This window comes from Corynebacterium urealyticum DSM 7109, from assembly GCF_000069945.1.
GTDB lineage: Bacteria > Actinomycetota > Actinomycetes > Mycobacteriales > Mycobacteriaceae > Corynebacterium > Corynebacterium urealyticum.
On the sequence record NC_010545.1, the window covers coordinates 1707182 to 1729145 of the forward strand.

A 21964-nucleotide genomic window follows, 5' to 3' on the forward strand; every position below is an offset into this window, starting at 1 on the left:
GAGTTGAAGTGCTCCGGGTTTTGTTCCTAGGCATTCGCCTTGATTTCTATTTTCTCGTGATTTGGATTGCCAGTCCAAAACTCTCCTTCTACCTCTGTCGGCGTACGGTAGCCGAGACTTTGGTGAAGCCGTGATTCGTTCCACCACGAGACCCACTCAAACGTCGCGATCTCAACATCAACCACGTCAGTCCACGACCGCCTATGAATGAGCTCATTTTTGTAAGAACCGTTGACGTTCTCGGCCAAAGCATTGTCGTAGGAGTCACCGACTGTCCCAGTAGAGGCAGTGATTCCATGCTCAGCAAGGCGCTCATTGTAGACAATGCTCACATACTGCGAGCCGTGGTCTGAATGGTGAATCAGTCCCGTTGTTTCCTTTGCGCATACAATCGCCTGGTTGAGTGCTTGTAGTGGCAACGCTTCCGTGCGCATCGTATCTGATAATGCCCATCCGACAATTTTGCGGGAGTACACATCGGTGACAAAAGCGGTGTAGACGAACCCATTACCGGTACGGACGTAGGTAATGTCAGCCACCCATAACCGATTCGGTCCAGCGGCACGAAAATCACGGCCCACCAAGTCAGGGCGATTATCCGAGCCCTTGGACCTGCGAGTTGTCACAGGCAACCGGCCTTTACCTTTTCCACTGACTCCAGCAAGGCGCATCAGGCGAGCGGTTTGCTCACGGCCGATGTCGATTCCTTCACGGCGTAGAGCATGCCACATCTTGCGGATACCATAGACTGCGTAGTTTTCTTCATGGACCTCGGCAATATGCCTTGTCAGTGCGGCGTCACGAAGGCTGCGGGTACTTAATCCCCGGGCTTTTGACTGACGGTATCCGCGTGAGGAAATGAAGCCACCTTGCCGATTGCTCTTCAACGTCTGACAGATGAACTCGACTGTGAAACGATCCCGGTGTTCATCGATGAACTGGATCATTTCCGACGTTTGGGGTCGAGTTCCGACACGAAAAAAGCTGACGCGGCCTTCAATAACTCGTTAGTGTCGCGAAGCTCCTGATTCTCACGACGCATCTTGGCCACCTCTGCAACGAGATCTTCAGGTAAAGGATCAATTGCCCTGCCTTCGCGACGGGCCGCCTGAGCCCACTGCCGGGCAGTATGCCATGAGACACCCAGTTTCGGGGCCACGATCTTGCACGCTTCCTGCATGGAGATCCCCTCCGCCAGGATGCGGTCCTCAACAAGGCGGACCACCCGATCCTTGGCATCCTGGTCAAATTTCTTCGGCATGTTCCAGATTTTCCCATCTACTCAAACGGAACAAAACCTGGGACCCTTCAATGCGCACTTCGACACCCTGACTCTGTTTGCAGCGCGCTGGTGTCCCATGATCTGGCCAGAACTGGCCACTTACTACTCGCGTTGATCTTCGCTCAGCGGATTTCGTGCTCTGAGCGGAAAACCGCTCCCCACCAGTTAGTAGCTGATTTCTCAGTCCAACTAACGGGGAGCAGTTCAGTGGCGCGGGGCGGGGGCACATCTCTTTTTCTGTTTTCCCACCGCGTGCGGCGTAATGGGTATGAGGTAGAGCGATATGCAGTGTACAAACCGAAGGGTCAGCGGGCGGTTGTTTGTCTGATCTAGGATATATCGGGGAGTTCAAGTCTCCCCAGGCGCACCATATTTTCCCTCGTGACCGCCGGATTTTCTCATCCGGCGGTCATTTGGATTCGCCCCCGCCGTGGGTAGACTCGGGAGTTGTGAAGGAATCGCGCGAAAACCAGGATCCGCAGGAGCCCTTTCCCCTGCGCGTGCGCATTGTGCAGATCATCTTTCTCGCACTCGGCGTCATCGCCACGCTGCTACTCGCGTGGTGGCAATATGAACGCTGGCAATCCACCAGCGGCTCCTTCCAGAACTTGGGCTATGCGCTCCAGTGGCCGATCTTCGGCATCTTCCTTATCGTCACCTACCGCAAGTACATCGAATACGAGCGGGAGCGCCTACTCGGCGACGACGAGGCCGCCGTCGAAAAATACGCGGAAGACCAGCTCACCGAGGTCCCGGAAGACTTCCTGGCCCCCAGCGCAACGAGGGAATCCGAGACCGCGGAGGTTTTCGAGGATCACCGCAGGCGGGATGCCCGCTCGGCACCGCTACCAGCCCAGGAAGAACGAAGGAAGCGCCAGGCCAACGAGGGCTAGCGCCCGCACGCCCGATTCCCGATAATCCACCCAACCGTAGAGGGAGAACAAGAGATGACGCAGCCAGCCTCGCCCCAGCCAGCGGGCGCCAAGATCCACCCGGCACGCCAGCAACGGGTCGCTAAGGCCCTGAAGTGGTACTCGGTCATGGCGATCGCCACCGGTATCTGGCTGCTCGTGCTGGTCGTGGAGATGATCTTCAAGTACCTGATCCTGGGCAGCGATAACACCCCGGCCTGGTTCTCCTATATCGGCCCAGCTCACGGCATTTTCTTCATGCTCTACTGCATCACCTGCCTGGACCTGGGCACAAAGGCGCGCTGGGAGCCCAGCAAGTGGCTGACCACCATCCTCGCCGGCGTGGTCCCGCTGCTGAGCTTCTTCGTCGAGCACAAGCGTCGCGTCGAGGTGAAGAAAGCCTTCGCGCTGAGCTAAGCCCGGGGGGGCAATCCCCCCGCCTGGATTAATCGCCCGGTGCAGTTTCGATCTGCGCCGCGGCGATTTCTTTTTGCGTCGGCTGCTGGCGCAACTCTTCCGGGCTGGAGGTATCCGGCCAGCTGCGCTGCAGGCAGGCCAGAATCGCGACCGCCGCGGCCTCCGTGGCCACCGGCAGCGTCCCCAGATCAGGCAGGAAGCCCGGGTTGTGGTTCGTCGGAATATCGATATCTAGCCGGCCCGCTTCCTCGGCCCGCTGCCACTGGCGCCGCGGCGTAATGCCCACGGTCCACAGCAGATAAGGCACCCCGAAGTGCTTCGGGATCACCGAGAAATCCTCGGAGGCCGTCCACGGCTCCATGTCCAGGCTGTTCTTGCTGAAGCGCTCGTCGAAGGCGGGCCGCACGGTCTCGAAGGCCTCGGCCGCATTGTCGGTCGCCCCCAGCATGCCGACGAATTTAAAGCTCGGCTCCCGATCCGCGCCCGCTGCCTGAGCCTCGGCGCGCACGATCCGCTTGATCGCGGCCACCACGCGCTTGCGCAGATCCTCGTCGTAGAAGCGGCAGCTCAGAGAGATCTTCGCCGAGTCCGGGATCACGTTATTGGCCTTACCCGCCTCCACGGACGCGACCGTGACCACGGCGAACTGGCCTGGCGGAACCTCCCGGGACACGATCGTCTGCAGGCGCATCACGGTGGATGCGGCCAGCACCACCGGGTCGACCGAACGGTGCGGCATAGAGGCGTGCGCGCCGCGCCCGTACAGGGTGATCTCGATGGTGGTCGAGGAGGTCATCACCGGGCCCGGCGCGGTGTAGATCTCGCCCGCAGGCCCCGCGACGACGTGCTGAGCCAGGCACACATCCGGGCGCGGAATGATCTGGTCCAGCCCATCGGAGACCATGCGGTGCGCACCCACCGCGGCCTCCTCCGCGGGCTGAAAGAGCGCGATGACGGTGCCGGACCAGTCCTGCCGCGTCGCATCCAGGATCGCCATGGCACCCAGCAGCGAGCTGGTGTGGTGGTCGTGGCCGCAGGCGTGCATCGTCGGCACTCGCTGGCCCTCCGCGTTGAGCTGGGAATGCTTCGAGCCGTAGTCCACCTCGGTGGCTTCGGCGACGGGCAGGCCATCGAAGTCCGCGCGCATCAGCACCGTCGGGCCGTCGCCGTTGCGCAGCACCGCGGTGATGCCGTAGCCGCCGATGCCGGTCGTGACCGCCCAGTCGGGGAAGCGCCGCAGCTCCTCCTCGATGCGCTGGGCTGTCTGCTCCTCCGCCCCAGAGAGCTCTGGGTGGGCGTGGAGGTACTTATAGAGGTCCTCCTGCCAGCTCAGATCCGCCGCAGCGTTGGCGACGATCGTGCTCGGGGTGGATGGAGGGGTCACGGTGCACTTCCTTTCTTGCGTTCGAACTTATTGCGCGCTGGGTGCCCCGGTGGCGTTTTCGCTCGGGCGGGACCTGGCTGGTCTACTGCGCGGACTGAGCCAGCACACGCAGCGCCGGGACCAGCTGCTGCAGCGCCTTGCCGCGGTGGGAGAGCTCGTCCTTACGCTCCGGGGTGAGCTCAGCCGAGGACTGGCCCGGCGCTTCCGCAGGTTCGAAGAGCGGGTCGTAGCCGAAGCCGTTGGTGCCCTGCTCAGCACGCAGAATCCGGCCCTCCCACTCGCCGGTGACTGCCACCTCGGGCTCCAGGTCGGCGGCGTCGGCAATTTCGGCGGGAACAGCGAGCACGCAGGAGGAGACGAATCGGGCGCCACGTCGGTCGTCGGGAACATCGGAGAGCTGGGCTAGCAGCAGCCGGTTGTTCTCGGCGTCCTCCCCGTGGGCACCGCACCAGCGGGCAGACAGCACCCCGGGCATGCCGTTGAGTGCGTCGACAGCGAGGCCGGAATCATCCGCAACGGTGGGCAGGCCAGCATTCCGCACCCCGTCGAGGGCCTTGATCCGGGCGTTGGCCTCAAACGTCGCGCCAGTCTCCGGGGTCTCCGGATACTCCGGCACGTCCGCGAGGCTGAGCAGCTCGATGCCCTCGACGTTCGCCGCCGCGAGCACCCGCTGCAGCTCCGCGAGCTTCTTCTTATTTCTGGACGCCACCAGCACCTGCATTGCGTCCTCCTTCCGCGTGGTCTGTGGGGGGTTTCTAGAGCGTGACCGGGCCCGAAGCCGGGTCGGTATTCAGCGCGCGCTCTTGCAGCTCGATCAGCTGGTGCAGACCACCTTCTGCCAGGTCCAGCATCGTGTTGAGCTCCGCGCGGTCGAACTCCGCGGCCTCGCCAGTGCCCTGGATCTCTACGAAGCGGCCGGCCTTGGTCATCACGACGTTCATGTCCACGTCCGCCCGCGAGTCCTCCTCATAGGGCAGGTCGAGGCAGGCCACGCCATCGATGATGCCCACGGAGACGGCGGCGACGGGGGCGCGCAGCGGCTTGCCCGGCACGACACCCTGCTCCTGCAGGTAGGCCAGGGCATCGGCGAGGGCGACGTAGGCACCGGTGATCGCGGCGGTGCGGGTGCCACCGTCGGCCTGCAGGACATCGCAGTCGATGGCGATGGTGTTCTCCCCCAGCTCGGTCAGATCCACGGCGGCGCGCAGGGCGCGGCCAACCAGGCGGGAAATCTCGTGGGTGCGGCCCTTGACCTTGCCCCGCATGGACTCGCGCGGCATGCGCTCGTGGGTAGCAGAGGGCAGCATCGCGTACTCCGCGGTCAGCCAGCCCTCGCCGGAGTCCCGCTTGAAGCGTGGCACGCCGAGCTCCACGCTGGCGGTGCACATCACCCGGGTGTTCCCGAATTCGACGAGCACGCTGCCTGCCGGGTTGGTGGTGAACCGGCGGGTGATTCGGATGTCGCGCAGCTGGTCGACGCTGCGTCCATCGGCGCGGGTATGGGTGCTTTGTTCTGGCGTATTAGACATGCCAGCCAGTGTAGCGGGCGCTTAGTGCTGCTCGCTGATGCGCAGACCCGGCCGGGCAACCTCGATGGGGCCCGTGTAGTGGCGGGCGGCTGCTGCGACGGTGGCGGCCTTATCCCCCCATGGCGGAATGTGGGTCAAAACGAGCCGACCCACGCCCGCTGCCTGGGCGGCCTCGCCGGCCTCCGCGCCGGAGAGGTGCATGCCCTCCGGCATGGTCGCTCCCCCATCGCCCCAGGTTGCCTCGCAGACGAGGACGTCCGCCCCCGCGGCGATGCGCGCCAGGGCCGGGGTTGGCGCGGTGTCCCCGCTGTAGACCACGGAGAAGCCGGAGGAGTCCTCGAAGCGGATAATGTAGGCCTCGGTGGGGTGAATGGCGTCCACCGCATAGATCCGCAGGTCACCGATTGTGTGATGCGGCCAGGTCTCGGCATCGAAATCGCTCTCCGGCCCGACAACGTGGTCAAGGACCTCGAAGGTGTCGGTGAGGTCGTCCGGCGCCTCCGGGGAGTCGGCGCTTGCTTGCCCGATGTGCTTGGCGGCAATACTCGGCCCGATCAGCTTGTGGCGGGTACTCGCCGGCGCAAAGGGGTGGTAGCGGCGCCACACCAGCAGGCTCGGGACGTCCGAGCAGTGGTCGGCGTGCATGTGGGAGAGGACGACGTGGCAGTCGGAGGGATCGATCCCCTCATAGCGCTGCATCTGCTTGAGCACCCCCGAGCCCAGGTCCACGACCACGCCCTCACCCGCTGCGCTGCGCAGGAAATACCCCGAGGCCGCGGCCGAGGGGCCGGGCACGCTTCCGGAACAACCCAACACAAGCATCTCCATAAGTGGATATTGTTTCACGATGCCCGGCGTTTTTCGATATTTGGGCAAGCTTTAGATCAGGTTTCCTTCAGCGGGGCGGTTTCCGGGCTGTCCAGGACCAACTCCGGAGCGATTCCGTCGCGCCCCAAGGGTTAGCGCAGGGGTTAGCGCAGGGACTAGCGCAGCAGCTCCGGGATCTGCGACACACTCGTGATCTTCGGCCCCAAGAAGCGCTGTGCGAGTTGCGCGAAGCGGTGCGGGTCCCCGGTGGATTCGAAGGACAAGGTGGCCTGGCGCTCCGGGTCGTTATCCGCCAGCTGCCCGCTTTCCGCCAGCGTGCGGTAGACCATCTTCGCGGTCTCCTCCGCGGAGTTCACCAGCGTGACGTCCTCCCCCATGACGAACTGGACCACCCCGGTGAGCAGCGGGTAGTGCGTGCACCCCAGCACCACGGTGTCCACCCCGGCCTCCTTCAGCGGCTCGAGGTACCCCTCCGCCAACGCGTGGATCTGGCGACCCGAGGTGATCCCCCGCTCCACGAAGGGCACGAACTGCGGGCATGCCTGGGCAACGGCGGTAACGTCCGGACTTGCGGCGAAGAGGTCCTGATAGGCCCCGGAGGTCACCGTCGCCTGCGTCCCGATCAGGCCGATGCGGTTGTTCCGGGATGCGGATACGGCGCGACGAACCGCGGGGAGGATGACCTCGACGACCGGGATCGGGTAGCGCTCGCGGGCGTCGCGCATGAAGGCGGCGGAGGCGGTGTTGCAGGCGATGACGATCATCTTCACCCCGCGGGCAACCAGCTCGTCGGCGACCATGCGGGCGTACTCGCGGACCTGCGCGATCGTCTTATCCCCATAAGGCGAGTTCGCGGTGTCCCCGATGTAGATGATGGATTCATGCGGCAGAAGGTCCACGATCGTGCGCGCCACGGTGAGCCCGCCGACCCCGGAGTCGAAGATCCCGATGGGCGCGTTGTTGTGGGATTCCTGTTCCGGGGTACTGCCTGCCGCGCTGCCGCCGTCCGCCTGCTCCGCCATGTGCTTACTCGGTCCTTCCTTCGTCGTTCTCGCTGTTTTAGTTTAATGACGTCGCTCACGGCCCCAAGCAACCGTGCGCCGGCCGCGTCCTGGGGTTGGTCGGCCGTGGCTACATGCCGAGGGAGGCACGGCCTGCGGTGCGCACGGCACGGGTGGCGGTGGGCATCTTCGGCATCAGCCAGGCGGCGAGAATGCCGGCCAGCGCCCCGCAGAGGTGCCCCTGCCAGCTAATAGCCTGGTCGGTGGGTAGAATCCCGGTCCACAGGGAGCCGTAGAGCAACAGCACCACGACCCCACCGGCCAGCTGGCTGAGCTTCTTGGTGAAGAGCCCCCGGGTGATGAGAAAAGCGACCCAGCCGTAGATCATGCCGGAGGCGCCCACGTGAACGGTGCCCGCACCACCAATGAGCCAGGTCCCCACCCCGCTGGCGAGCAGGATGATCAGGGAGCTGCGCCAAAAGACGCGTCTGCCTGACCAGCAGATCATCGTGATCAGCACAACCGCAGTCATGGAGTTGGCGATGAGGTGATCCCAGCCCCCGTGCAGAAAAGGCGCGGCGAACACGCCCAGGAGGCCGTAAGGGTCGCCGGGCCGGATGCCGAAGGCGTTAAGCCCGTAGCCCAGCATCATGTTGATGACCTGGACAATCCAGGCCACTCCCACGAGCCGCAGGGCGAAAGCGAGGTTCTGCATGTTCAGGCTCCTGAACTTGAGGGATGGCATCACCCCGGCGCGGTGACGGGGTAACGCCGTGGGGCTCTTTAACAGCCCACGATACTGCGCCAGGAGGGATGCTCGTAGGCGGGCTCTGCCGCCAGCACGGCGTGCACGATGGCCCGTTCCACGCAGTTGGCGGCCGTGGCGGCGAGCACCGACATGCCGACGGCGTCCACGCTGCCACTCCGGGTGCCGGTGGCCAGCCCGAAGAGGGTATCCCCGTCCATGGGCATGTGGGCCGGGCGGATCGCGCGCGCCAGGCCGTCGTGGGCGGAGAGTGCCAGGCGCTTGGCCTGCGCCTTGGTGAGCGGGGCGTCCGTTGCGACCACGCCAATGGTGGTGTTCAGCTGTGGGCTGTCGCTACCGGGCTGCCCGTCGCCCGGTGCGGGGAACTTGGTGCCCGCGAGGTTCATTCCGCGCAAGTGCGCCGCGGCCTCGTCGGAGACCGGCGTGGTCGACGCCGCGCCGAACTCACCGGCCAGCTCCGAGTCGAAACCCCACAGTCGCCCGGAGGCGGGGTTAAAGACCGCGCCCTGCGGGTTGACGACGATACCCGCGGCCACCGTCGCCCCGCTGAGCGCCGCCAGCTCGCCCGGCAGCTCCGGGAGCACCGCGCTGGCCTGCCCGAATCCGCCCTTCAGGGCGCCGGCGGAGGCGCCCAACCCCGCACCGAGATTGCCCGATGCGGTAGCGGCGGCAAGTGCAGAATCATCGTCGCCCTGCCCGGCTACTGATTCCCCGTCGCGGGCGATGCTCGCGCTGCGCAGCGCGACCTCGGCGGCCGCCGCGCCGGTCGCCGCGCTAGGGCGGGAGCCCCAGCGACCCAGCAGCAGGTCGAAGATCACAGCACCTGGCACGATCGGCACGATCTTCTCAGGCGCCTCCTCCCCCAGCACGGGGAAGCCGATGCCCGCTGCCTCCAGGGCGGCCATCGCACCGTCGGCGGCGGCGAGGCCGTAGGCGGAGCCGCCGCACAGTGCGATGGCGTGAACCCGGTCGACCGTATTGTGTGGCTCCAGCAGATCCGTCTCGCGGGTGCCGGGCCCGCCACCCCGCACGTCGACCGAGGCAACTGCCCCGGCGGGTACGGCGATAATCGTGGCCCCAGAGTCTCCAGCGCCACCCTCACTGATCGCGTGGCCCACGCCGAGGCCACGGACGTCCATAAGGGAGTTGCTGGGCCCCGGCTGGGCGGCGAACAATTCGGTGGACATCCTAAAACTCGCCTGTCGGGCGACCATCTGGGCCGGGTTTCCCCTTCGGCCCCTGGCCACTGCCGTCGTCTGGGTTCTGCGGACCGTCAGCGTCGGGGTTGTCCATCATCTCCGCCGGCGGCTCCCCCATCATCGCGCGCAGCAGGCTGTCCTGGTGAAAAGCCAGCCAGGAGGTCAGCTCCTTGGCCGCGTCAACCCGATCCGGTCCCTCAAGTCCGTGCAGCGCGGGCTGGCAGAGCTCGTGATAGTAGTTCCGCACGTCGTTGATAGCCGAGAGCCAGGGCTGGACTTCCTCCTGGCTCAGGGTGATGTTCACCGAGCCATCCGGGCCGATGTGCTCTGCGATGAGCGCGAGGTTCATCAGCTTATTTTTGATGATCTCGGTCTCGTTGAGCTGCCGGGTTAGCGCGGCATCTCCCTCGACCTTCTCGGCGCCGTCTGCGAAGAAGTCCGGCAGGAGTCGGGCAAGCGCCGGGCTGCTCGGGCGCTCCGAGTGGCCGCTGGCCATGCCGGTCAGCTCCGCCAGCTCATCCTTCGGCGCGGTGCGCACCCGCTCCATCAGGGCATCGGCGACGGTGGCGGCGCAGTTACCCAGGGTCTCCCGCTCCAGGGGGTTGAGCTGGGTGACAAAGCGCGTGCCACGCAGCATGCCGGTCTTCTTCTTCCACGGTTCCATCTGTGGGGAGTCCTCCTCACCTCGCGGGTGCTTACTAGCCCGTTCTAGCCCGTTGCCTGCTCCATCGTGGCCCACAGGCCCGCTGTGTGGAGCTTCTTGACATCTCCCTCGACCTTATCGCGCTCACCAGACGAGACCACGGCCTTGCCCTCGGTGTGGACTCGCATCATCAGCTCGGTGGCCTTCTTGCGGGAGTAACCGAGCACGGTTTCGAAGACGTAGGTCACGTAGCTCATGAGATTGACGGGATCATCCCAACAGATGCACTGCCACGGCAGATCGGCATCCGTCAGGGTCTCGGGTCGTTTTTCCGCAACTGGGGTTGCGCTTGGTGCAGCCGGGGAAGTCATGCCCCCAAGGATACCGTCGCCACGCCGGGGCGGCGAAGGCATCGCGGTGGAATATTTCTTTGCCTGTCCGCACCGCTCGCTAGAGTGTGAGTATTCGCCGAGGCCACTCATCGGCCACGGCACCACCTGAAGAAGAAAACGCGTAGGGATCCACTTGTCTTCCACAACCCAGAACCCACAACAAGACGCCGCCTACGGCTCGATCGGCCACCTCGACCCATACCTCTCTGCACCGCGCTCCTCCGCCCTGCTCACCGATAAATACGAGCTGACCATGCTGGAAGCCGCGCTGCAGGACGGCACCGCCGAGAAGCAGTGCGCCTTCGAGGTCTTCACCCGCCGCCTTCCCAACGAGCGCCGCTACGGGGTCGTCGCCGGCACCGAGCGCGTCCTCCGCGCGATCCGGGACTTCGTTTTCACCGAAGCCCAGCTGGAAAACCTGGACTTCCTGCAGCCCGAGACCCTGGAGTACTTGCGCAACTACCGCTTCCGAGGGCAGGTGGACGGCTACCTGGAGGGCGAGGTCTACTTCCCGCACTCCCCGATCCTCACCGTGCGCGGCACCTTCGCCGAATGCGTCATCCTGGAGACGGTGATCCTCTCCATCCTCAACGCGGACTCCGCCGTGGCCTCCGCGGCCGCCCGCATGGTCACCGCCGCCAACGGCCGACCCATCATCGAGATGGGCAGCCGCCGCACCCACGAGTACGCCGCGGTCTCCAGCGCCCGCGCCGCCTACCTCGCTGGCTTCGACGCCACCTCGAACCTGGAGGCAGCCTTCCGCTACAACATCCCCGCCTCCGGCACCGCGGCGCATGCCTGGACGCTGCTGCACACCCACCCGGACGGAACCACCGACGAGGAGGCCGCCTTCCGGGCGCAGATCGCCGCGCACGGCGTGGGCACCACCTTGCTGGTCGACACCTATGACATCGCCGAAGGCGTGGAGACCGCCATCCGCGTGGCCGGCCCGGAGCTCGGCGGGGTGCGCATCGACTCCGGCGACCTTGGTGTGCTCGCCCAGCAGGTCCGCGACCAGCTGGATTCCCTGGGCGCCCACAACACAAAGATCATCGTCTCCAGCGATATGGACGAATTCTCCATCGCCGCGCTGCGCAGCGAGCCGGTGGATGGCTTCGGTGTGGGCACCTCCGTGGTCACCGGCTCCGGGGCGCCGACCGCCGGCCTGGTCTACAAGCTCGTCGAGGTCGAAGGAGCACCGGTGGCCAAGCGCTCCCGCGGCAAGGACTCGCGGGGCGGGGCGAAGGCAGCTATCCGCACCTGCCGAGACACCGGCACCGCCGTCGAGGAGATCACCTTCCCCTTCGGCGAGGCCCGCCCGGATACCGGCATCCTCGGTGCCATCGAGCTTTCCGTCCCACTCATCCGCGATGGCGAGCCAGTGGATGGCCTGCCGACCCTTGAGGACTCCCGCCAGCTGCTGGCCGATCGGTTGATCTCCCTACCGTGGGAGGGCCTGGCCCTGTCCCGCGACGAGCCGGTGATCAGCGTCCGCCACGTACCGCGGGCCCAGAACTAGCTGACCGGCAATCGGCCCGGTCACCCCTTTCCCAGCCCGGCCACCAGTACCTTTCCCGTTACTCGTAGAAGAAGTGCTCCCGTGAGTTCCACCCAAGACCTCCTCGCCGCAGCCGTCAGCAACATCGGCGGTGCGCCGCGCCCCGGCCAGCAGAAGATGGCCGATGCCGTCACCGAGGCCATGGAACAATCCACACACCTCGCTGTCCAGGCGGGCACGGGAACGGGTAAATCCCTGGCCTACCTGGTGCCTGCGGCACGTCACGCCACCCAGACGAACGTCCCCGTCATCGTCTCCACCGCAACCATCGCCCTGCAGCGCCAACTGGTGGAACGCGACCTCCCCCGCCTCGCCGACGCCCTGGAGGAGCACCTCCCCCGCCCATTGACCTCCGCGATCCTCAAAGGGCGCAATAACTACCTCTGCCTCAACAAAATCAACGGCATCGGCGACGAGGCCATCCCCGAGGCCGAGGAGGACGCGCTCCTCGACCCCTCCCAGATCTCGAAGACGGGAGCCCAGGTTGCCCGCCTGCACGAATGGGCCCAGGAGACCGAGGACGGGGACCGCGATAACCTCGACCGCGGCGTCTCCGACACCGCCTGGCGGCAGGTCTCCGTCAGCTCCCGGGAATGCGTCGGCGCGAGCCGTTGCCCCTTCGGCGACCAGTGCTTCGCGGAACGGGCCCGGGCGGAAGCAGCCGAGGCGGACATCGTCGTCACCAACCACGCGCTCCTGGCCATCGACGCCCTCTCCGACGTGCCGGTCTTACCAGAGCACGACTGCGTGGTCATCGATGAGGCGCACGAGCTCGAATCCCGCATCACCTCCACAGCCACCGCGGAGCTCTCCCCCACCAATATCGCGATCCTCGCCAAACGCACCGGAAAGATCGGCCCCGACGGCACCGGCGATGCGCTGACAGAGGCGCTCGACGAGTGGGTCACTGCCCTCGACGGCGCGATCGCCACCGACGGTGATCGGATAGTCGGCCGGTGGACCGGGGTCCCCAACGGCCTGGAGGTTCCCCTCGGCGTGCTCAAGGATGCGGCCTGGAAAACCAACCGACAGATCAACTCGGTACCCGCCGGCGAGTTCGCCAATGACCCGGCCAAGGCCGCCGAGCGACAGGCCCTGCTCGTGGCGACCGAGGAGCTGAACGATACCTGCGTGCGCGTCCTCGAGGCCTCCACCGCGGATGCCGCCGCGGATCAGGAGGACCTGCTCGGGGAGGACGTCGTCTGGCTCTCTACCGACGGCAACCGCAAGGTCGTCCGCGTCGCACCACTTTCCGTCGCTGACCTGCTGCGGCAGCGGCTCTTCGCCCAGTCCACGGTGATCTTGACGTCCGCGACCCTCGCGCTCGGCGGGAAGTTCACCGCCATGCTCGCCCAGTGGGGTGCGGCGAAGGACACGAAGACCCTCGACGTGGGCACCCCCTTCGACGCCCGGACACACGGCATCCTTTATGTGGCCCGTGACCTCGCAGCGCCTGGGCGAAATGGTCCGTCCAGCGGCTTCATCGACCATGCCGCCCAGCTGATCAACGCCGCCGGTGGCCGCACCCTCGGGCTCTTCTCCTCCCGCCGGGCGGCCGAGGAGATGGCGGACCAGCTGCGCAGCGTGGTTCCCTACGAGATCCTCCTGCAGGGCGAAGATTCGATGTCCAGCCTGGTGGAGAAGTTCCGGAAGGACGAGTCCGCGTGCCTCTTCGGCACCCTGGGCCTGTGGCAGGGCGTGGACGTGCCTGGGTCCTCGCTGCAGCTGGTGCTCATCGACCGCATTCCCTTCCCTCGCCCGGATGACCCGCTGAAACAGGCTCGCAAGGAGGCCGTAGATAAGGCTGGCCGCAGCGGATTCATGGAGATCGCCGCGACCCATGCCGCGCTGCTGATGGCGCAGGGGGCAGGACGACTGCTACGCAGCGTGAATGACCGCGGCGTCGTCGCCGTGCTGGATTCCCGCCTGGCCACCGCGCGCTACGGCTCCTTCATCCGCGCCAGCATGCCGCGATTCTGGGAGACCTCGGATCTGAATGTCGCGCGCGGGGCGTTGCGCAGGCTGAATGCGCAACCTGGGAAATAGCGCGCCGGTGGGCTCGGTGAAATCGGCCTAAAGCCCACGCGGTGGCGATTATCATGGTGCCAACTGCGGTTTCTGCTTTGCGTGGGACCGCAAAAATATTTGCCTCGTACAGCGCGCGATCATCCGATGGCGCTTAGGAAGGACCAGCCATGCCAGTTCAGAGCACGCGGGAGACCATCCAGATCCCCGACGTTGGAATCTACGAATTCACCTTCGGCCAGCTGGATCCTGCAGACGAGGACAAGGTCGCGATCATCGACATCGCCGATGGCACGGAAACCACGTATCAGCAGCTGCGCAGCTATATCGAGTCCGTTGCCGGTGGGCTCTCCCACCGCGGTATCCGCGACGGCGACGTGGTCGCACTGCACTGCCCCAACTCCCTGGCCTTCGTCGTCTACGCCCACGCCGTCTGGCGGCTGGGCGCGACCCTCACCCCGGTCTCCCTTCTTTCGGACGAGGCAGCCATCACCCGGCAGCTCAAGGACTCCGGCGCGCGCATGCTCGTCACGCTGGCGGCGATGGGCGATCACGCCGCCCAGGCAGCTCAAGCCGCCGGGCTCAGCGAGGAACAGATCCACCACCTCGACCGCAATTCGGGAATGCAGCAGATGCTGGCCGAACGGCGCCACGCACCGGCGGGCATCACCTTCGACCCCGCCACCCACCTCGCGGTCCTGCCGTACTCCTCCGGGACCACGCAGGATCCGAAGGGGGTGCGGCTGAGCCATCGCAACCTGGTCGCCAACGTCTGCCAGGCCGCGGATCAGGACCTGGTGACCCGGGAGGACGTCGTCTTCGGGGTGCTGCCTTTCTTCCACATCTACGGGCTCACCGCACTGCTGAACCTCGCGCTGAAGCAGCGCGCCACGCTGGTGACCCAGCCGCGTTTCGAGCTGGGCAGCTTCCTCGCCTCCCACGAGCGTTTCGGCGTGACCTTCACTTTCATCGCCCCACCCATCGCGGTGCTGCTGGCGAAGCACCCACAGGTCGAGGAGTTCGACCTGAGCAGCCTGCGGGCCGTACTTTCGGGCGCTGCGGCGTTGGACACCAGCCTTGCGGAGGCCGTCCAGAAGCGCCTCGGCGTGGATGTCTACCAGGGCTTCGGGATGACCGAGTCCTCTCCAGTGACCCATCTGAACCTGGATATGAGCGTGCCGCGCGGTTCAATCGGCCTGCCAGTAGCTAACACTGAGCACAAGCTCGTGGCCGTGGAATCGGGTAAGGAGATTCCGCTGCCGAGCAATGGCCACTCCGAGGTCGGCGAGCTGTGGGTGCACGGCCCCCAGGTGATGCTCGGTTATCTGAACCGTGACCGGGAGACGGCAGAGACACTCGTGGACGGTGGCTGGCTGCGCACCGGCGACCTCGCGATCCAGGACCCCGAGGGCAATGTTTATGTCGTGGACCGACTCAAAGAAGTCATCAAGTACAAGGGTTACCAGGTCGCACCCGCCGAGCTGGAGGCTCTGCTGCTCACCCACCCAGAGGTCGCGGACTCCGCGGTGATCGGGGTCGCGGACGAGGATGGCTTGGAGATCCCCAAGGGCTTCGTCGTGCTACAGCAGAACGCCACAGCCACGGCGGAGGACATCATGGCCTACGTGGCCGAGCAGGTGCCGAGTTATAAGAAGGTTCGGGTGATCGAGTTCATCGATGCCATCCCGAAGTCCTCGACCGGCAAGATCCTGCGTCGCGTGCTTCGCGACCGCGAGGGCTAGCGGGGCGCACGGACGCTACGGGGGATTCAGCCCGCTGCCCCGTGTCCCCGGCTTGAAGCTCGAGCCAGGGCTGTTCCTCCTAGCGCGGAGGATGCTGGCCACCGTAGGAGGTGGCAATAACAGTCGCGCTCCCCGCGGCGATCTCCGTGTGGCCTGCGTCGCGAACTTCCACCGCCGGCCACTGCCCGCCCACTGCGGTGACCCACCGCGAGCTTGCAGCGGCAGCGTCTGCGGCGTGACGTTCGGCGAGTGCCGTCCGCTTGGCGGCGAATTCCTCAGCCGGGATTTCCCTCACGTGCACGGGGCAGCCCAGACTGAACCACGCAACCGCCTGCTCCGGGCTGAGAAAGGCGGCATACAGCATCGACCCATGGCCGACCTGGGCTGCAGCCTTACCGACGGTCATGCCCAAGCCGGCGTCCACGAAAATGATCGGGTGCAACGGATCAGGCTCGGGCGTGGGCAATGGCTCGGGCTCGGGTGGTAAGTCGGACCCCTGGATCTGCAGCTTGTTGATCCGTGGGTCCACGCCATCAACGCGTCCAGGCAGGAAAGCCTTAGCCATCGCACCGTGCACATCCACCTCGTGCCCGGGCAGTCCGAGGACCGCGTCCCACTTGGTAGCGCGGGCACGGCGGGCGAGTTTGCGAATCTTCGCGCCGTACCAGCCTTTCAGCGCCTGCGCCCATTCGCTGTCCTCCTCGCCTGCCCGAGGGTCGAGGCAGACACGGGCGCAGGCAGAGGCAGCCGCAGCCAAGAGGTCGTGGCGCAGCGGCGCATCCACCTTCGGCAAGTGCAGCACCATGGGCATAGCCTGCACGCTGCTCGGGTCCTGTGGATCCTCGGTACCAGGGTGGCCAGCAAGATGAACGAGCATGCCATGCGCCCGCCGAATAAGCTCCAGCTCGTCCGCCTCCAACTTCCCTGGATCGTTGTTCGTGCGCACTAGTCCTGCAGTGGCGGACGGCGGTAAGTGCCGTCAGCCATGTCCTCGTGCTCGATCTCGGAGCGGGAGATACCGAGCAGGAAAAGGACCTGGTCGAGGAATGGGTAGTTCACGGATGCGTCTGCCACCTCGCGAAGTGCCGGCTTCGCATTGAAGGCAATACCAAGGCCCGCGGTGGAGAGCATGTCGATATCGTTCGCACCGTCGCCCACAGCCACGGTCTGGTTGAGCTTGATGCCATTCGACCAGGCAAACTCCTTGAGGGACTCGGCCTTCGCGCGGCGATCGATGACCGGCCCGATCACGCGTCCCGTGAGCTTGCCCTCGCGGACTTCCAAGGTATTAGCTCGGGCGAAGTCGAGGCCAAGATCACGAGCCAGCGGCTCGATGATCTGAATGAAGCCGCCGGAGACCACACCGGTCTTGTATCCCAGGCGCTTAAGGGTGCGAATCGTCGTGCGCGCACCCGGGGTGAGCTTAATGTCGTTTGCGACCTTCTCCACGACAGATGCATCGAGCCCAGCCAGGGCCTTGACGCGCTCGTGGAGGGATTCCGCGAAGTCGAGCTCGCCGCGCATGGCCCGTTCGGTCACAGCAGCAACCTCATCCTCGCGGCCGGCGTAGGCCGCCAGCATCTCGATGACTTCCTGCTGGATGAGGGTGGAGTCTACGTCGAAGCAGATCAGGCGCTTGCTGCGGCGGGCCAAACCAGCACGCTCGACTGCGATGTCCAGGTGCAGCTCAGCGGTGAGCTCGGAGACTGCCTTGCGCAGCTCCACGCCGCCACCCGGACGGGGGTTAGCGACGGTGAAGTGGATCTCGAGCCCGGTGACCGGATAATCGGCGATCCCGCGAATGGTATCGATATTCGCGCCCTCGACTGCCAGAGTCTGTCCAATTCGCTGCACGTCCTCAGCAGTGATGCGGCGCCCAAGGACGACCATCACGTGGGAGGGCATCGGCTTGGTCGCCATAGCCTCCGTGTCCGTCTGGATCTGCACGCTCATGCCGAGGGCCTCCAGGTCGGCAGGCAGCTCGTTGTTCAGGGTGGCCAACGTATCAGCGTCGACGCCGACGAGGGCAGCGAGGGCGAGATTGCCACGGAAGACGGATTGCTCGACGTCGATGAGCTGAACATCGTGGGCGGCGAGGCTGCGGAAGAAGCGGGCAGTAACGCCGGGCTTATCGTCACCGGTGACGGTGATGACGGCCGGTTCGCAGCCGTTATTCAGGATGGATTCCAGCTCTTCGGGGAAAGCGAGCCTCGTGGGCTGGAGATTATCAACTGGGGTGGAGTTATTTGCGCTAGTCACACCCCCGATTGAACCACAGTGGCTGCCGGGAGGAAGATCCCCTACCCCCGTTTTTCGGCAAAAGAAAAACCACACCCTGCGTAGTAAGGGTGTGGTTTGCGCTCACAGCACCTCAGTGCTGGAGTATGCGCCGCGGCCAGCTGGCTGCTGGCCCCGGCACCGTGGCCGACTTCTTAGAAGTGGCGGCCGACGTGAGCCTCGTCGCGCATGCGCTTGACCATGTGCGGGTAGTGCAGCTCGAACGCTGGGCGCTCGGAGCGGATCCGCGGCATGGAGGTGAAGTTGTGGCGCGGCGGCGGGCAAGAAGTAGCCCACTCGAGGGAGTTGCCGTAGCCCCACGGGTCATCGACGGTGACGACCTCGCCGTAGCGGTAGGACTTGAAGACGTTCCACAGGAACGGCAGCACGGAGACAGCCAGGATCAGGGCACCGATGGTGGACACCTGGTTGTAGGTCGTGAAGCCGTCGGTCGGGAGGTAGTCCGCGTAACGACGCGGCATACCGGAGTTACCAGCCCAGTGCTGAATCAGGAACGTGGTGTGGAAGCCGATGAAGGTCAGCCAGAAGTGCAGCTTGCCCAGACGCTCGTCCAGCATGCGGCCGGTCATCTTCGGGAACCAGAAGTACAGACCAGCGAAGGATGCGAAGGCAACCGTGCCGAACAGGGTGTAGTGGAAGTGCGCAACCACGAAGTAAGTGTCAGACAGGTGGAAGTCCATTGCCGGGCCAGCCAGCATGATGCCGGTCAGACCACCGAAGAGGAAGGTGGCGAAGAAGCCCAGCGCGAACATCATCGGGGTTTCGAAAGTCAGGCGACCGCCCCACATGGTGCCGAGCCAGTTGAAGAACTTCATACCGGTCGGGACTGCAATCAGGAACGTCATGAAGGCGAAGAACGGAAGCAGAACCGCGCCGGTGACGAACATGTGGTGTGCCCACACAGCCATGGACAGAGCAGCGATGGACAGGGTTGCGAAGACCAGACCCACGTAGCCGAACATCGGCTTGCGGGAGAAGACCGGGAAGATCTCGGAGACGATGCCGAAGAACGGCAGAGCCAGGACGTAGACCTCAGGGTGGCCGAAGAACCAGAACAGGTGCTGCCACATGATGGCGCCACCGTTGCCCGGATCGTAGATGTGGCCGCCCAGCTTGCGGTCGTACAGAACACCCAGTGCAGCAGCAGCCAGCAGCGGGAAGATCAGCAGGACCAGCAGGGAGGTAACGAAGATGTTCCAGGTGAAGATCGGCATGCGGAACATGGTCATACCCGGAGCGCGCAGCACCAGGATGGTCGTGATCATATTCACGCCGGAAAGAATGGTACCGACACCACCGACGCCGACACCCACGATCCACAGGTCAGAGCCCAGACCCGGGGAGTGAATAGCGTCTGCCAGCGGCTGGTACATGGTCCAGCCAAAGTCAGCCGCACCACCCGGGGTGAGGAAGCCGGTCAGCATCAGGACACCACCGGCGGTGGTGAGCCAGAAGCCGAAGGCATTCAGACGAGGGAAAGCCACGTCCGGTGCACCGATCTGGAGCGGAACGATGTAGTTAGCGAAGCCGAACACCATCGGGGAACCATACAGCAGCAGCATGATGGTGCCGTGCATGGTGAACAGCTGGTTGAACTGCTCCGGGGACAGGAACTGCATGCCCGGGTTAAACAGCTCGAGACGAATAAGCAGGGCCATGAGGCCACCAACCAGGAAGAAGGTGAAGGACATCATCAGGTACATGATGCCCAGCAGCTTGTGGTCGGTGGTCGTCAACGATTGCCAGGCAAAGCTGCCTCGGCGACCATGGCCTGACGGTTGTGGGCGTTCGGGAGCAACTTGCTGTGGTTCCCGTGGCGCGACCGCGGTCATTGATTCCTCCTGACTACGCAGTGTCGAGGGGTTTTCCCTGACACTCCAAAGAATTTTGGCCTTCTGAGGGAGCTCCCCCGCAGCAAGACGCTTAATTTTCTTGCAGCCCAGAGAGGGCCCCCATACGAAGGGTTGGTGCCATGTTATCTCCTTTTCCCGAATATAAGAAGCCGGGTGGCGGGAAACCTCCAGTTCCTTCACAGTTTTGGGGGTAGTTCCAAGGTTCCTCCACGCTTGAAAACACAAAACGGCCGTTTCGCTGCACCTAGCGAGTCGGCCGTTCGTGTTATGGGAGGAAGCGCAGAGCTAGAAATCCCAGTCGTCGTCGGTAGTGGTCTCCGCCTTACCGATGACATAGGAGGACCCAGAGCCACTGAAGAAGTCGTGATTCTCGTCGCCACCCGGGTTCAGCGCGGCGAGGATGGCAGCGGAAACGCGGGTCTCCTCTACCGGGAACAGCCCGTCATAGCCAAGGTTGTTCATCGCCTTGTTGGCGTTGTAGCGCAGGAAGCGCTTCACATCTTCGGTCCAGCCGATCTCGTCGTAGATGGACTCGGTGTATTCGACCTCATTGTCGTAGAGGTCCAGCAGCTGCTCGACGACGAAGCCCTTCAGCTCCTCCTGGCGCTCCGGGCTCTCGTTCTCGAGAGCTCGCTGGTACTTGTAGCCGATGTAGTAACCGTGGACGGACTCATCGCGGATGATGAGGCGGATGATGTCCGCGGTATTCGTCAGCTTGCCCATGGAGGACCAGCGCATCGGCAGGTAAAACCCGGAGTAGAAAAGGAAGGACTCCAGCAGCACGGAGGCAATCTTGCGCTTCAGCGGGTCGTCGCCCTTGTAGTACTGAAGGATGATCTCACCCTTGCGCTGGAGGTTTTCGTTCTCCTCGGACCAGCGGAACGCGTCGTTAATTTCGCGGGTGGAGGCCAGGGTCATGAAGATCTGGGAGTAGGACTTCGCGTGCACCGACTCCATGAAGGCGATATTGGTGAGCACCGCCTCCTCGTGCATGGTGGTCGCTTCCGGGATCAGAGAGACCGCGCCGACCGTGCCCTGGATGGTGTCGAGCATCGTCAACCCGGTGAACACGCGCATCGTCGCGTTCTTCTCCGCATCGTTGAGCGTCGCCCAGCTCTGGATGTCATTCGAGACGGGTACCTTTTCTGGCAGCCAGAAGTTGGCCGTCAGCCGATCCCATACCTCGAGGTCACGGTCATCCGGAACCTCGTTCCAGTTGACGGAACCGATGATATTCCCCGCCTTGTGCTGCGCAGGGGACTGAGATGGCCTAGCAGGCATAAACGCGCATTCTCCTCATCTGAACTCGGCAGAGTTCCCAACTTTCCAACCGCTGACCTGCACGTATAGTGCGCGGTGAGCGAAATGAATACATACCTACTCTACCCGTCAGGGCTCTTCACCGCACGGCGTGGTGGCGGGCGCCGCTCAGCAGCAATCTACCCGCCCCGCGCCAAGCCCAGCACCCGTTGCACAACCACCATCGCCCCCCCCTATTCACACGCCCCACCGTCCAGTAATATTGCTGCTATGAGTATCAATCAAAAGCTTGAAGAAGCACTCAATAATCAAGTCATCGCCGAGCACCAGGCTGCACTGGTCTACACCCAGCTGGCGTACGAACTGGACCGCCTCTCTCTGACCGGCATGAGCGCGTGGATGTTCGCGCAGGCCGACGAGGAGCGGGAGCACGCCCAGCGCTTCGCCGATCACCTCATCGACCGCGATTCCCGCGTCAATCTGAAGACTATCGAGCTCCCGGAGATCAAGATCGAGAGCGCCCTGGAGGCTTTCGAGCTCTCCCTGGCCCACGAGAAGAAGGTCTCCGCGATGATCCGCGACCTCGTTCGGGTCGCCGAGGAGGTCAAGGACATCGATTCCCGACCGCTGCTGGATTCCTTCCTGAGCGAACAGGTCGAGGAGGAAGCCACCGTTGGCGAGATCATCGACCGCCTGAAGATGGTCGGCGCCGACGGCAGCGGCCTGCTGCGGCTCGACGCCCAGCTCGGCGGCCGCGAGTAAAACACGCCTCGCCCCTCCCCTCGCCACGGTTGCGTGGCATCAGCAGGGCGCTGACCTAACAGCCCTAAGCCAAAGGGTGGTGTCGGATCATTCCGACACCACCCTTCAACTATT

Annotated in this window: 20 protein-coding genes; 6 read left to right on the forward strand and 14 right to left on the reverse strand. The window is 64.6% G+C overall.

Annotated features, from left to right (window positions below):
* Positions 1 to 26: 26 nt before the first annotated feature.
* A protein-coding gene (locus tag CU_RS07370) for an IS3 family transposase (RefSeq protein ID WP_148264203.1) occupies positions 27 to 1261 on the reverse strand; the annotation gives its coding sequence in 2 pieces (ribosomal slippage) (positions 27 to 985 and positions 985 to 1261; 1236 coding nt in all).
* Between the two features lie 470 nt (positions 1262 to 1731).
* Here CU_RS07370 and CU_RS07380 point away from each other — a divergent pair.
* Together CU_RS07380 and CU_RS07385 are read left to right on the forward strand one after the other, a co-directional pair.
* Positions 1732 to 2175 (forward strand): hypothetical protein, encoded by a 444-nt coding sequence (locus CU_RS07380; RefSeq protein WP_012360708.1) that lies wholly within the window; start codon positions 1732 to 1734, stop codon positions 2173 to 2175.
* A 54-nt stretch (positions 2176 to 2229) separates the two neighbouring features.
* Positions 2230 to 2610 (forward strand): DUF3817 domain-containing protein, encoded by a 381-nt coding sequence (locus CU_RS07385; RefSeq protein ID WP_012360709.1) that lies wholly within the window; start codon positions 2230 to 2232, stop codon positions 2608 to 2610.
* 28 nt (positions 2611 to 2638) lie between these two features.
* Here the strand turns inward: CU_RS07385 and CU_RS07390 are convergent, their stop codons facing one another.
* The 9 genes from CU_RS07390 to clpS form a co-directional block, all read right to left on the reverse strand.
* Positions 2639 to 3994, reverse strand: coding sequence for an amidohydrolase (locus tag CU_RS07390; protein WP_012360710.1), 1356 nt, complete (start codon positions 3992 to 3994; stop codon positions 2639 to 2641).
* A gap of 82 nt (positions 3995 to 4076) precedes the next feature.
* A complete protein-coding gene (locus tag CU_RS07395) occupies positions 4077 to 4715 on the reverse strand; it encodes a non-canonical purine NTP pyrophosphatase (RefSeq protein WP_012360711.1) in 639 nt (212 codons plus the stop codon).
* Positions 4716 to 4749: 34 nt separating this feature from the next.
* Complete coding sequence (gene rph, locus CU_RS07400) at positions 4750 to 5523, reverse strand: ribonuclease PH (protein ID WP_012360712.1); 774 nt, start codon at positions 5521 to 5523, stop codon at positions 4750 to 4752.
* 21 nt (positions 5524 to 5544) lie between these two features.
* On the reverse strand, positions 5545 to 6339 hold the full coding sequence (locus CU_RS07405) for an MBL fold metallo-hydrolase (protein WP_012360713.1): 795 nt from the start codon (positions 6337 to 6339) through the stop codon (positions 5545 to 5547).
* Positions 6340 to 6506: 167 nt separating this feature from the next.
* Complete coding sequence (gene murI / locus CU_RS07410; RefSeq protein WP_012360714.1) at positions 6507 to 7373, reverse strand: glutamate racemase; 867 nt, start codon at positions 7371 to 7373, stop codon at positions 6507 to 6509.
* A 109-nt stretch (positions 7374 to 7482) separates the two neighbouring features.
* Positions 7483 to 8067 carry a rhomboid family intramembrane serine protease gene (locus CU_RS07415; protein WP_012360715.1) on the reverse strand — a complete coding sequence of 195 codons (585 nt, stop codon included), beginning with the start codon at positions 8065 to 8067 and terminating at the stop codon, positions 7483 to 7485.
* A gap of 68 nt (positions 8068 to 8135) precedes the next feature.
* Positions 8136 to 9305, reverse strand: coding sequence for a P1 family peptidase (locus tag CU_RS07420; protein ID WP_231837634.1), 1170 nt, complete (start codon positions 9303 to 9305; stop codon positions 8136 to 8138).
* Position 9306: 1 nt separating this feature from the next.
* Positions 9307 to 9981, reverse strand: coding sequence for a DUF2017 domain-containing protein (locus CU_RS07425; RefSeq protein ID WP_050816650.1), 675 nt, complete (start codon positions 9979 to 9981; stop codon positions 9307 to 9309).
* A 44-nt stretch (positions 9982 to 10025) separates the two neighbouring features.
* Complete coding sequence (gene clpS, locus CU_RS07430; RefSeq protein ID WP_173362319.1) at positions 10026 to 10331, reverse strand: ATP-dependent Clp protease adapter ClpS; 306 nt, start codon at positions 10329 to 10331, stop codon at positions 10026 to 10028.
* Positions 10332 to 10533: 202 nt separating this feature from the next.
* On the opposite strand from clpS, the gene CU_RS07435 reads away from it, so the two are divergent.
* The 3 genes from CU_RS07435 to CU_RS07445 all read left to right on the forward strand — a co-directional run bounded on the left by CU_RS07435 (position 10534) and on the right by CU_RS07445 (position 15677).
* The gene (locus tag CU_RS07435; RefSeq protein WP_050816668.1) at positions 10534 to 11871 is read left to right on the forward strand and encodes a nicotinate phosphoribosyltransferase; all 1338 of its coding nucleotides are present in this window, start codon (positions 10534 to 10536) and stop codon (positions 11869 to 11871) included.
* Between the two features lie 81 nt (positions 11872 to 11952).
* Complete coding sequence (locus tag CU_RS07440) at positions 11953 to 13956, forward strand: ATP-dependent DNA helicase (protein WP_012360720.1); 2004 nt, start codon at positions 11953 to 11955, stop codon at positions 13954 to 13956.
* A gap of 149 nt (positions 13957 to 14105) precedes the next feature.
* Entirely contained in the window at positions 14106 to 15677 is a 1572-nt protein-coding gene (locus tag CU_RS07445) for an AMP-binding protein (protein WP_012360721.1), read from the forward strand.
* Positions 15678 to 15756: 79 nt separating this feature from the next.
* On the opposite strand, the gene CU_RS07450 is transcribed toward CU_RS07445, so the two are convergent.
* The 4 genes from CU_RS07450 to nrdF form a co-directional block, all read right to left on the reverse strand.
* On the reverse strand, positions 15757 to 16623 hold the full coding sequence (locus tag CU_RS07450; RefSeq protein ID WP_231837635.1) for an aminoacyl-tRNA hydrolase: 867 nt from the start codon (positions 16621 to 16623) through the stop codon (positions 15757 to 15759).
* On the reverse strand, positions 16623 to 18011 hold the full coding sequence (gene serB, locus CU_RS07455) for a phosphoserine phosphatase SerB (RefSeq protein WP_012360723.1): 1389 nt from the start codon (positions 18009 to 18011) through the stop codon (positions 16623 to 16625). The genes CU_RS07450 and serB overlap by 1 nt, the downstream gene beginning before the upstream one ends.
* 98 nt (positions 18012 to 18109) lie before the next feature.
* Positions 18110 to 19807 (reverse strand): aa3-type cytochrome oxidase subunit I, encoded by a 1698-nt coding sequence (ctaD, locus tag CU_RS07460; RefSeq protein ID WP_012360724.1) that lies wholly within the window; start codon positions 19805 to 19807, stop codon positions 18110 to 18112.
* 306 nt (positions 19808 to 20113) lie between these two features.
* A complete protein-coding gene (gene nrdF / locus CU_RS07465; RefSeq protein WP_012360725.1) occupies positions 20114 to 21109 on the reverse strand; it encodes a class 1b ribonucleoside-diphosphate reductase subunit beta in 996 nt (331 codons plus the stop codon).
* Positions 21110 to 21358: 249 nt separating this feature from the next.
* On the opposite strand from nrdF, the gene CU_RS07470 reads away from it, so the two are divergent.
* A complete protein-coding gene (locus CU_RS07470; protein ID WP_041628508.1) occupies positions 21359 to 21850 on the forward strand; it encodes a ferritin in 492 nt (163 codons plus the stop codon).
* Positions 21851 to 21964: the final 114 nt, after the last annotated feature.